Raw genomic sequence first — 11,859 nt, 5'->3', positions numbered from 1 at the left:
ACATCTTACCAGTCATCATTTAAGGCAAAGAAAACCGCTTGTCCTAGTGACCCTTATCTCGGCCATAGGGACAGGCGGTTTAGTTTTTTCTGATTGCTTACACGCTGCTGATCTTGTGTCGTGTTTATGCAAAATTTTAGGACCGCGGTGAAAGTCGACGGCTCAGAAGCTCAAAAAAGAAAAATGTATAACTCCGGGGTAATCTCCCCTTGACAAATCGCTTTCCAAAAGCGGATTTTGGAAACCTACGCCAAGCAGAACGGCTTTACCAATCTGCGCTGGTACACCGACGACGGCTTTTCCGGCGCGAACTTCCAGCGCCCCGGTTTTCAAGCCATGCTTGCAGACATTGAAGCCGGGAAAGTGGGTACGGTCATCGTCAAGGACATGAGCCGGTTAGGGCGAAACTACTTGCAGGTGGGATTTTACACGGAAATGCTGTTCCCTCAAAAGGGAGTGCGTTTTATCGCTGTCAACGACAATGTAGACAGCGCAAACGGCGGCATGGACAACGATTTTACCCCTCTGCGAAATCTGTTCAACGAATGGCTGGTGAGAGATACGAGCAAGAAAATCAAAGCAGTAAAACGAGCAAAAGGCATGAGTGGAAAGCCTGTTACCAGCAAGCCGGTATATGGCTACCTCATGGACGAGGACGAGAACTATCTCGTTGACGAGGAAACCGCGCCGGTTGTCCAGCAGATATACCAGCTTTGCCTTGCCGGGAATGGCCCGACCAAGATTGCCCGTATGCTTACGGAGCAGCAAATCCCCACGCCGGGGACGCTGGAATACCGCAGGACAGGCAGCACACGACGCTACCACCCCGGCTATGAGTGCAAATGGGCGACGAACACCGTCGTTCATATCCTCGAAAACCGGGAGTACACCGGCTGTCTGGTAAACTTCAAGACGGAAAAGCCCTCTTACAAGGTCAAGCACAGTGTAGAGAACCCCGTGGAGAAGCAGGCCATTTTTGAGAACCACCATGAGCCTATCATAGACCGGGAAACATGGGAGCGCGTGCAGGAGTTACGCAAGCAGCGCAAACGCCCGAACCGCTATGATGAAGTGGGGCTGTTCTCCGGTATGCTGTTCTGCGCCGACTGCGGCCATGTGATGTATCAGCAGCGGTATCAGAACAAGAACCGCAAGCAGGACTGTTACATCTGCGGCAGCTACAAGAAGCGCACCCGCGACTGTACGGCGCACTTTATCCGCACCGACCTGTTGACCGCCGGTGTCCTCTCCAATCTCCGGCAAGTGACGGAATACGCCGCCAAGCATGAGAGCCGCTTTGTGAAGCTGCTTATCCAGCAGAACGAGATCGGCGGCAAGAGAAAGACCGCCGCAGCTACCAAGCAGCTTGAACAGGCGCAGGAGCGCATTTCCGAAGTGAGCCGCATTATCAAGCGGCTGTATGAGGACAATGTGAACGGCAAAATCAGCGACGAGCGTTTCATGGAAATGTCGGCAGACTATGAGCAGGAGCAGCGGGAACTGAAAGACCGCGCCGCCGCTTTGCAGGCCGAACTGGACAAGTCGCAGGCTGCCACCGTCAACGCGGAAAAGTTTATGGGTATCGTCCGAAAGCACCTTGCCTTTGAGGAACTTACCCCAACCCTCTTGCGGGAGATGATTGAGAAAATCGTCGTGCATGAGTGCAGCTATGACGAGAACGGCACCCGCAGGCAAGACATTGAGATTTATTACAGCTTTGTCGGCAAGATTGACTTGCCCGAAGCCTAACGCCCGACCTATCCGACACAATGGCCAAGTGCCGGATAGGAACGGCAAAATTTTTTACACTTCTATTACTTCTTTATCGCACATAAGCAAAAAGCCAGGGTATGAAACAGCTCATGGCTGGCGGCGGTATCGCAGTGGTAGGGATGACACTGATTCCGCTTCTGTCGGGCTTGTTCTAATCGTCCATGGACTGGTTATTTGGCTGGATAACAGACTGGATAAAACAGGGCTTAATCGACGCCATTACAGGACAATTTACGGGAATCTTTGAATCGGTCAACAACCAAGTAACCGATGTGGCCTCGCAGGTAGGCCAGACCCCCCAGGGTTGGAACAGCGGTGTTTTCAATATGATCCAGACGCTATCGGAAACGGTGGTGCTGCCCATTGCTGGCATAATCCTTACCTTTGTGCTGGTATATGAGTTGATCCAGATGATTCTTGAGAAAAACAACATGCACGAATTTGACACCTTCAACATTTTTAAGTGGGTGTTCAAGACCTTCGTTGCCACCTATCTGCTCACCAACTGCTTTACGATTGTGATGGCCGTATTCGATGTGGCGCAGACGGTTGTGGCGAACAGTGCGGGGATCATCAACGGAAATCTGGATGTGGCCGCGTCCATGGCCGATCTGGAAACACAGCTTCAAGCTATGGGGATCTGGGAACTGATCGGCCTTTGGCTGGAAACTAACATCATCAACCTGTGCATGTGGATTTTGTCTATCGTGATTTTTGTGATCGTTTACGGCAGAATGATAGAAATTTATCTGACCGTGAGCATTGCGCCGATTCCTTTTTCCACACTCGCCAACCGCGAATGGGGAGCGATGGGGACCAATTACCTGCGCTCCCTGTTCGCCCTTGGCTTCCAGGGATTCCTAATTTTAATCTGCGTTGCGATCTATGCGGTGCTGGTACAATCCATCCCATCTTCCAGCAGCGTACATGCCGCAATCTGGGGTACAGCAGGCTATACGGTGCTGCTGGCCTTTGCCCTGTTTAAGACAGGCTCGTTATCCAAATCAATATTCAATGCACATTGACGTATGTGACAAAAAGTAAAGGAGATGTTTTATGAGCAATAACAATACTAATGCAGCCCCCACTGTCCCGGAAACAAACGGTGAACTGCCTTTCAAGCTGGATGTGCGTGTCCGGCCTATCGCTCCTATGGGAAATCTGCTGGCTTATGCCAACGTCACCATCGGGGGCTGTTTTAAGATTGACGGCTTTCGGATCTGTTCCGGCGAAAAGGGGCTGTATGTCAATATGCCCTCCACCCAGGACAATAAAGGAAACTGGAGGGATGTATGCTGGCCGGTGACAGCAGATTTTCGCCGCCAGCTCAACGAGGCGCTGATTGAAGGATATGGCGCGGCCATTGAAAGCCTGCAGGCAACCCTCGATGCCACCAAAGGCGCGGCAGAAAAGCCTTCGCTGACCGGGGCGCTGAAAGAGAACGCCGGTAAGGAGAAAAGCCAGCCGGTGAAGGCAGCCGCCGCCAAAGACGGCCCCTCCCGCTGATGCCGGAGGATAAAAAATACGGGATCATCTATGCGGACCCGCCGTGGCGGTACGATATGAAGCGGGGCCATGGGGTTGCGGAAAACCATTATCCCACGATGAGCATTGAGGAAATCTGTGCGCTTCCGGTTGCGGACCTTGCGGCCAAGGACAGCGCACTTTTTCTTTGGGGTACGTTTCCCCAGCTTAAAGAAGCGTTCCGCGTCATTGACGCCTGGGGATTTCAGTATAAAACGCTGGCCTTCCTGTGGCTGAAACAAAACCGCAAAGCTGATACCTGGTTTTACGGCATGGGATTCTGGACGCGCTCTAACGCGGAGGTGTGCCTTCTGGCTACCCGCGGCCATCCCAAACGGCAGAGCGCCGGAATCCATCAATTTGTCATTTCCCATATCGAGCAGCACAGCAAAAAGCCGGATATTGTGCGGGATAAGATCGTCAAGCTGATGGGCGACCAGCCCAAGGTAGAGCTTTTTGCCCGCCAGAAAACGCCGGGTTGGGATGTATGGGGCAACGAAGTCGATTGCACGATCACCCTCCCGGCGAGAAAGGAGGAAATTTGAGTTTGGAACAGGAAGCGAAACGGATGCTGATGGAGCGTTTGGATGACTGCCTGAAAGTCCATGCGGATTTGCTGGACTCACAGGACATTGGCAGTATTTATGAGCTGCAGGACCTCGCCCAGCTCCATTACTATTTGAAAGTGGAACATCCTTTTACCCCGGCGGAGGTAGAGGCTCTGCTGTCGTTTCAGGACCCGTTGGAAGTTGCCCGCTGGTGCAAAGAGGAAAACACCCATGCCCACAGCTTTCCAATCTGCGAATTGCTGAATGAAATACGGGCTTATGAGCGGTTTGAACCGGCTCCAAAGCAGGATGAGTCCAGCCAGACCTTTGCCCGTTTCCGTGAGGCGTTGGCATCGGACTATTTCGGCTTTCGGGAACAGGCATTATCCTGGAGCCGGGAAAGGCTGTTCGATGCCGCGGGTGAGATTGCCGCACTGTCCGATACTTTCGGCGCCTTGCTTTCCAAGTACACGCCGGTCAAGGAAGAAATGGATTTCTTTTTGCAATTCACCCACCCGCTGCAAATCATCAGCCGGTATGGGCCATTTGAGGACATCGGGCAGGCTATGAAAACACTGTATGCGGAACGGGAAAATCTGATTGATGAAGCCTTTGAGCCTCCGGCTGAAAGATCTTCGCTGCGGGAGCGCCTGCAGGCAGCTATCCGTGAGAGTTCCCGCATGGGTGTTCCTGATCCTGATAAAAAGCCGCCCCACGAGAAAGAGCGGTAAAGCAAAAAACAAGGATTGTTCCTGCCCTGTTTTTACGGCGGCAGGCGTTTGAAGGAAAGAAGGTGATTTTTTGCCCTATGTACCGGTTCCAAAAGATTTAACGAAGGTTAAGACCAAAGTTGCCTTTAATTTGACCAAAAGGCAGCTTGTTTTTTTCAGCATTGCCGGAGCGGTTGGCCTGCCGGTGTATTTTCTCACCCGTACGGTGATCGGGAATACCGCTTCGGTGCTTTTGATGATCGGGCTGATGATGCCCTTTTTCTTTATGGCAATGTATGAGCGCGACGGCCAGCCAGCGGAGAAGATTCTGAAAAATATGATCCGGCACCGGCTGTGGCCGGAGACGCGCCCATACAAGACCCGGAACTTTTATAAAATCATATCGAAGAAGGAGGAAATAAGTATTGCCAAAAACCAAACAGCAGGAAGCGCAGGAAAAGCGCCTGCAGGCAAACATCCAGCAGGCGCGAAAAAACCGGTCCGCAGTAAAAAAGGCCGGTAAGAAATCTGGGCCTCATGCGAAGCCGCCTGGCAAGGGCGGCTTTTTCAATGGAGTAAAACGGGACGCGCCGCAGACGGCCCAGCAGACGATCCCCTACCGGGAGATCTACAAGGACGGTATCTGCCGCGTCAATGATAAGCTATATACCAAGACTATTCAGTTTTTCGATATTAACTATCAGCTTGCCCAGGCGGATGATAAGGCGCAGATTTTCGAGAATTACTGTGATTTCCTCAATTATTTTGATTCCACGATCAGCGTCCAGCTCACCTTTATCAACCAGCGGGCCAATATGCAGGACTTTTCCAAGAGCATTGCCATCCCGCCCCAGGGGGACGAGTACGATGACATCCGGCGTGAATATGCGGAAATGCTCAAAAACCAGCTTGAAAAAGGCAATAACGGCCTTGCCAAACGGAAGTATATCACCTTTGGCATTGAGGCGGACGACCTGCGTACCGCGAAAATGCGCCTGGAGCGTGTGGAAGCGGATGTGCTGAACAACTTTAAGACCCTGGGCGTCCAGGCGGCTTCTTTGAATGGGCTGGAACGGCTGGAGCTTCTGCACAGCCAGCTCCACCCCAGCGGGCAGGAGAAATTGAAATTCGCCTGGAGCGACCTTGCCAAAACCGGCCTCTCTACAAAGGATTTTATCGCGCCAACCAGCTTCACCTTCTCGAAGGACGGCAAGACCTTCCGTATTGGCGAGTATTCCGGCGCTGTCTCCTTTCTGCAGATTTTGGCGCCGGAGCTGACGGACCGGATGCTGGCAGAGTTTTTGGACCTGGACGATGCGGTGACGATCAACCTGCATATCCAGTCTATCGACCAGGCCCAGGCGATCCGCAATATCAAGCGGAAAATGAGCGATTTGCAGAAAATGAAGATTGAGGAACAGAAAAAGGCGGTGCGGGCCGGATATGATATGGACATCATTCCCACGGACCTTGCCACCTATGGGGAGGAAGCCCAAAACCTGCTTCAAGATTTGCAATCCCGGAATGAGCGTATGTTTTTGGTAACGGTGCTGGTACAGAACATTGCCCCGAAAAGGCAAAAGCTGTTCAGCGATATTATGGCTGCCTCCGGTATTGCCCAAAAGTATAACTGCGCGCTGAAACGCCTGGACTACCAGCAGGAACAGGGCCTTATGTCCTCTCTGGCGCTGGGCCAGAACCAGATCGAGATCCAGCGGGGCCTCACTACCAGCAGCACCGCTATTTTCGTGCCCTTTACCACCTGTGAGTTATTCCAGGATGGGCAGGCATTGTATTACGGCCTCAACGCCATTTCCTCAAACCTGATTATGGCGAACCGCAAGCTGCTGAAAAACCCCAACGGATTGTTTCTTGGCACGCCCGGCTGCTTTGCCGGTGATACCCGGATTCTCCTGGCAGACGGCAGCGCCGCCTCCTTTGAGGAACTGCTGGCCCGCGGTGTGGAGGAAATCGAGGTCAAGACCTTTGATGACGAAACCGGACAGGTTATCACTGCCATGGCGCGGGATATTCGCATTGAGAAATACGCGGATGTCTTAAAGCAGATCACGTTGGAGGACGGCACCACTTTCCGCTGTACGGAAAGCCATCTCATTATGGATGACGCCGGGGAGTACATGCAGGCGGTGGATGTGAAGGAAGGCCAGAAATTGAGCGGCGGCCATACCGCGGTGCGGGTATCGGTGCTGAAACTGCCCAAAAAAGTGCCGGTGTATGACCTTACCGTCCCCCGGTATATGAATTTCCTGCTGGAAAACGGGCTGGTCGTCCACAACAGCGGAAAATCATTCAGCGCGAAACGTGAGATCGTCAATGTGTTCCTGCTGACGGATGATTCTATCATCATCGCAGACCCGGAAAATGAATATGGCCCGCTGGTAAAACGCTTTGGGAAACAGGGGCAGGTCATTGACCTTTCGCCCACTTCCTCCAACTATATCAATCCGCTGGACATCAACCTGGATTACAGCGATGACGAGAACCCCATTACATTAAAGAGCGATTTTGTCCTCTCTTTGTGTGATCTGATTATCGGCGGCAAGGATGGGCTTACCCCTATCGAGAAAACCATCATTGACCGCTGCACCCGCCTGGTCTACCGGGATTACCTGCAGGACCCCCGCCCGGAGAATATGCCAATCCTGGGGGATCTGTATGAACTGCTTCGCAAGCAGAGCGAGCCGGAGGCCCAGAATATCGCCACCGCCCTTGAAATCTATGTCAACGGCAGCTTAAATGTGTTTAATCATAGGAGCAACATCGACATGGACAGCCACCGCGTCCTGTGCTTCCAGCTTAAATCCCTGGGCAAAGCCTTGAAAGAGATCGGGCTTCTTATCATGCAGGACGCCGTGTGGAACCGCGTTACCGCCAACCGGGAGAAGCATAAAACGACCTGGTTTTATATCGACGAATTCCATCTTCTTCTCAAAGGCCAGACCGGTGCTTTTTCCGTTGAGATCTGGAAGCGGTTCAGAAAATGGGGCGGGATTCCGAGCGGCCTGACGCAAAATGTGAAGGACCTGCTGGCTTCCCGTGAAATCGAGAATATCTTTGAAAACTCGGATTTCATCTACATGCTGAACCAAGCTCAGGGCGACAGGCAGATTCTGGCAAAACAGCTTGGGATTAGCCCGACGCAGCTTTCCTATGTAACCCACAGCGGCCCCGGCGAGGGCCTTTTGTTTTTCGGAAATGTGATTATCCCCTTTGTCGATCACTTCCCGAAGGACACCAGCCTGTATCAGATCATGACAACCCGCCCGGAGGAAGTCGCGGAGGCTGGAACGTGATAATCTTCTTCACCGCCTGGCGTATGGGAGGTGATGCAGTTGCCAAGGGATGAAGAATTTAGAGCAAAGGAAAAGAAATTTCACAAGATGACCCGTGATGGGCTGGTGGAACGGGGCGCGGCCTCCGGCGAGGAAACCCGTATCAGTGGCCGGGAACAGGATTTTGATTTGCGGCAGGCAAGGGATTCTCCTGATTCTTTGGAGGACCTTTCGGCCAAAGCCCGCCACACCCGGCAGCAAAGGCCGAAAGACGGTGACGCCTCGCAGGTGGAGCCAGTGGAGGACGCGGATGCTTCCCCTCTGGAAGATTCGCAGCCGGAAGCCCATGAGGACGCCCCATGGGAGGAACCGCGGGAGAAATCCGGCAAACGGCGTACCCGCTACCAGCAGAAGTTTTCCGAGTCCAGCAGCGCCAGTGAAGCGGCTACCGAGCAGCCCCGCACCTCAAAACTGCAATTTGCCGAGGACGAGCTGCCGCCGGATGCCCCCGGCAAAAAGCTGGTAAAGGCCCAGCAGAAGGCGGAACGGACCGCCCGGAAGCTGGAACAGGCCGAAGCCAATCTTCCGGCCAGGCGGAAACTGCGGATGGAGGTGGAGCCGGACGCTGCCACCGGCAACGCCAAACGGCGCTTAAAATTTGAAAAAGAGGTGATCTCCCAACAGGAACACATAAAAGGCGCCAAACCTCTGCGCCCGGTGAAAAAAAGGCGCAAATGCGGCTATCGGATATGCCCATAAGAAGATCTATGAGAATGAGCATGAAAATGTGGGCATTGAGGCGGCCCACCGCACAGAGCTGGTGGCCGAGGGCGGGCTTCGCGCCCTGAACCACCGCCGGAAAACCGCGCCTTACCGCAAGGTGTCCCGGCTGCAGAAAAAGACGGTGAAAACCCGCGCAAGGGCGGCTTACCAGCAGGCCCTCCATGATAACCCGCAGTTACGGAGCAATGTGTTTTCCCGCATGTGGCAGAAATACCGCTTAAAAAGGGAATACGCCAAAGCTGCCCGGACCGCCCGGCGTACCGGGCAGGCCGCCGGGAAAACTGCCGCTGTCACGAAAAAAGCCGGTGGCGCTGTTGGCCGTTTTGCCAGCCGCCACCCGGCCCTCTGCCTGATGGCGGCGCTGTTGTTCCTGATCGTTATTCTGATTTTTTCGCTCTTTTCTTCCTGTTCCAGTATGGGGACGGGCGGGATCGGCGCGATTGCGGCGTCCAGTTATACTGCGGAAGATCAGGACATCAATAATGCCGAGCTGGTTTATACAGAATGGGAAACTGACCTGCAGATGCAGATTGACAATGCCGAAGCAGACCACCCCGGCTATGATGAATACCGCTACCATGTGGGCAATATCGGGCACAACCCCTTTGAGCTGATGGGATTCCTCACCGCGTCCTATCAAGCCTTTCAGTATGCGGATGTGGAGGCCGTGCTGCAGGAGCTTTTTGCCGAGCAGTATTCCCTCGAATTTGTAGAGGAAGTGGAGACCCGCACCCGCACGGAAACCCGAACAGACCCCAGTACCGGCGAGACCTATGAGGTGGAAGTGACTTATGAATGGCGGATTCTCAATGTCAACCTGACGGCCAAGTCCTTTACCGATGTGATCGCCGCCCGCATGAATGCGGAACAGGCCCAGCTTTTTAATGTCCTGATGATGACGAAGGGCAACCGCCAGTATGTCTCCAACGTGTTTGGCGATACCAACTGGCTTCCGTATGTCACAAGCTACTATGGCTACCGCGTCCACCCCATCAGCGGAGAAAAGAACTACCATAAGGCGGTGGATATTGGGATGCCCCAGGGCACAGAGATTTTGGCCGGGCATGACGGCGTGGTAACACAGGCCGGGGAAGCAGGCAGCTACGGGCTGATTGTGGTGCTGGAGGGAGCCATGGAGGACGGCAAGACCCTAACCACAAAATACGCCCACTGCTCCGAACTGCTGGTATCTGCCGGGCAGGAAGTCAAACAGGGGGATGTCATTGCCAAAGTGGGCAGCACCGGTGATTCCACCGGCCCGCACCTTCACCTGGAGGTGTTGGTGGATGGGCAGTACCTTAATCCCCTGTATTTTGCCGATACCGGCGACCATACCGGGACAAACCTGATCCCCGGCAGCGCGGGCGGACCGGAGATCCCCGCATATCCCGGCGCTCCTATGGGCGATGGCGATTACGCGGCGCTGATTACGGAGGCGCAGAAACATCTCGGTAAGCCTTATGTGTTCGGCGCTTCGGGGCCAAACAGCTTTGATTGCAGCGGCTTTGTTTCCTATGTCCTCAATCAGAGCGGTGTTGCCAGTGTGGGACGCTCCACAGCCCAGGGGCTTTTTAACATGAGTACCCCTGTTTCCAGAGAAAACGCCCAGCCGGGAGATCTGATCTTCTTCACCGGCACCTACTCGGCGGGCACGCCTGTGACCCATGTAGGGATCTATATCGGCAACGGGCAGATGATCCATGCCGGGGACCCGGTGCAGTATGCCAATATCAATACATCCTACTGGACCGAACATTTTTACGCATTTGGGCGTATCTCAACCAATTAAAGATCGGAGGTAATAAATTGAATCCCAAAATTGACAAACTCGCAAGGGATATAGAAAAAACGGAAAAGAAAATCGCAGACCTGCAAAAAAAGCTGGAGCTTTTCAAAGAGGAAAAGACCCGGCTGGAGAACGAGGATTACGGCGATATTGGCCGTGATTTCCACCTCACCCCGAAGGAGCTGGCAGAATTTTTGAAAGCGCACAGGGCGGGCACCCTCACGATCCCGGAGGCTGCCCCGCCTGCGGGAGAACAGGAGGCCGGCCATGAAGAATAAAGTGAGGAATGTTCTGGCGGCGCTTGTGCTTTGCATGAGCGCCATTGCTTTGCCCGTCACCGCTTACGCTTCCACGGGCAGCGATACTACGCCGCCCACCCTTTCCGCTACATTAAATAACGACAAACTGGCAGTGGAGGCCAGCGATGATATGTCCGGCGTGGAGGCGGTGTATGTGGATGACACCCGTATCAACAGCCTTGTCAACGGCAAGGGGACCGTAGCCTTGAAGGATTACGCCGGGGACGGCAAAGAAGTGACGGTTTACGCGGTGGACTATTCCGGCAACCGCTCCAAAGAGGTAAAGCTGGATAACCCTTATTATGAGGAACCGGCGCAGACCCAGGCGGCTTCTTCTGCTGCGCCCCAATCTTCCAGTGGGGAAACGCAGGCCGCGCCTTCCCAAACGCCCGCGCCTTCTCCTTCATCAAACAATGCTTCCGGCAATTCGGAAAGCAGCCAGGCCGCCGAGACCCCTTCGACCTCCCAGGCAGAAACAGAGGCTTCTTCTGAAAGCTCTGATACGGAGGACGAAACGGAATCGGCTGTGCCGGAAGGGGCATTTACCCCGGAAGGCACCGGCACGGTCCTGGACTCAGCCACCGAGCAGGAAGATGATAAGCAGTTTTATACCATCACCACCGCGGACGGAAATGTGTTTTACCTTATCATTGACGGGAAGCGGGATTCGGAAAACGTCTACTTCCTGAATGGCGTTACGGAGGAAGATCTGCTGTCCCTGGCCCAGCAGGATAATGGCAGCGAAAGCGCCATTGAGGTTGTCACCTGTAACTGTACGGAAAAATGCGAGGCGGGCGCGGTGAATACCGATTGCCCGGTCTGCAAAAATGACCTGAACGGCTGCCTGGGGAAAGTGACGGAAGAACCGGCGCCGGAGGAAACCGAGCAGCCGGAAGCCGAGACGGAGAAATCCGGCGGCAATACCGGCATGATTATCTTCCTGGTGATCGCTCTTGTGGTCGCTGGCGGGCTGGGTTATTACTTCAAGATCGTGCGCCCGAAACAGCAGGCGGCTATGGACGAGGACGAGTTCGAGGATGACGGTTACGGGGAAGATTATGAGCAGGATTTGGCGTACAGCGATGATCTTTCTTATGACGAGGACGAAGAACCCACAAAGGACGGCAGATAACGCCGTCCTTT

General features: G+C 54.0%; 8 protein-coding genes and 7 pseudogenes. All 15 read left to right on the top strand.

Translation table 11 applies throughout. The annotated features are described in order from the left end of the window. Positions 1-216 precede the first annotated feature (216 nt). Positions 217-1,749, top strand: a pseudogene (locus B5G03_RS02040) (recombinase family protein); the annotation flags it as partial. A gap of 86 nt (positions 1,750-1,835) precedes the next feature. Then, positions 1,836-1,928: pseudogene (locus B5G03_RS17760) on the top strand (Maff2 family mobile element protein); the annotation flags it as partial. 6 nt (positions 1,929-1,934) lie between these two features. Then, the gene (locus B5G03_RS02030) at positions 1,935-2,798 is read left to right on the top strand and encodes a VirB6/TrbL-like conjugal transfer protein, CD1112 family (protein ID WP_087180104.1); all 864 of its coding nucleotides are present in this window, start codon (positions 1,935-1,937) and stop codon (positions 2,796-2,798) included. 31 nt (positions 2,799-2,829) lie between these two features. Continuing rightward, positions 2,830-3,279: a SpoVG family protein gene (locus B5G03_RS02025; protein ID WP_242962256.1), complete on the top strand. Its 450-nt coding sequence runs from the start codon at positions 2,830-2,832 to the stop codon at positions 3,277-3,279. Further along, complete coding sequence (locus B5G03_RS02020; RefSeq protein ID WP_087180103.1) at positions 3,279-3,842, top strand: MT-A70 family methyltransferase; 564 nt, start codon at positions 3,279-3,281, stop codon at positions 3,840-3,842. Before B5G03_RS02025 ends, B5G03_RS02020 begins: the two co-directional genes overlap by 1 nt. A 2-nt stretch (positions 3,843-3,844) precedes the next feature. Further along, positions 3,845-4,576, top strand: coding sequence for a hypothetical protein (locus B5G03_RS02015; RefSeq protein WP_087180102.1), 732 nt, complete (start codon positions 3,845-3,847; stop codon positions 4,574-4,576). A 70-nt stretch (positions 4,577-4,646) separates the two neighbouring features. Beyond that, positions 4,647-5,078, top strand: a complete 432-nt coding sequence (locus tag B5G03_RS02010) for a PrgI family protein (RefSeq protein ID WP_087180101.1) — start codon at positions 4,647-4,649, stop codon at positions 5,076-5,078. Then, a pseudogene (locus B5G03_RS18125) lies at positions 4,981-6,441 on the top strand (VirB4-like conjugal transfer ATPase, CD1110 family); the annotation flags it as partial. The gene B5G03_RS02010 and the pseudogene B5G03_RS18125, both read left to right, overlap by 98 nt. Continuing rightward, positions 6,421-6,846, top strand: a pseudogene (locus B5G03_RS18120) (Hint domain-containing protein); the annotation flags it as partial. The pseudogenes B5G03_RS18125 and B5G03_RS18120, both read left to right, overlap by 21 nt. A gap of 6 nt (positions 6,847-6,852) precedes the next feature. Beyond that, positions 6,853-7,869 (top strand): annotated as a pseudogene (locus B5G03_RS18115) (VirB4-like conjugal transfer ATPase, CD1110 family); the annotation flags it as partial. A gap of 87 nt (positions 7,870-7,956) precedes the next feature. Then, entirely contained in the window at positions 7,957-8,607 is a 651-nt protein-coding gene (locus B5G03_RS18070) for a hypothetical protein (protein ID WP_343286882.1), read from the top strand. Between the two features lie 223 nt (positions 8,608-8,830). After that, positions 8,831-9,877: pseudogene (locus tag B5G03_RS18065) on the top strand (M23 family metallopeptidase); the annotation flags it as partial. Positions 9,878-10,045: 168 nt separating this feature from the next. Beyond that, positions 10,046-10,420: pseudogene (locus B5G03_RS18110) on the top strand (C40 family peptidase); the annotation flags it as partial. 17 nt (positions 10,421-10,437) lie between these two features. Further along, positions 10,438-10,695 carry a DUF4315 family protein gene (locus tag B5G03_RS01995; protein WP_087180100.1) on the top strand — a complete coding sequence of 86 codons (258 nt, stop codon included), beginning with the start codon at positions 10,438-10,440 and terminating at the stop codon, positions 10,693-10,695. After that, positions 10,685-11,848 carry a DUF4366 domain-containing protein gene (locus B5G03_RS01990; protein ID WP_087180099.1) on the top strand — a complete coding sequence of 388 codons (1,164 nt, stop codon included), beginning with the start codon at positions 10,685-10,687 and terminating at the stop codon, positions 11,846-11,848. Before B5G03_RS01995 ends, B5G03_RS01990 begins: the two co-directional genes overlap by 11 nt. The last annotated feature ends 11 nt before the right edge of the window (positions 11,849-11,859 follow it).

The organism is Gemmiger sp. An50 (assembly GCF_002161595.1).
Lineage (GTDB): Bacteria > Bacillota > Clostridia > Oscillospirales > Ruminococcaceae > Allofournierella.
Note: the sequence above shows the minus strand (reverse complement) of the source record. Positions and strands in the feature narration are given on the sequence as shown.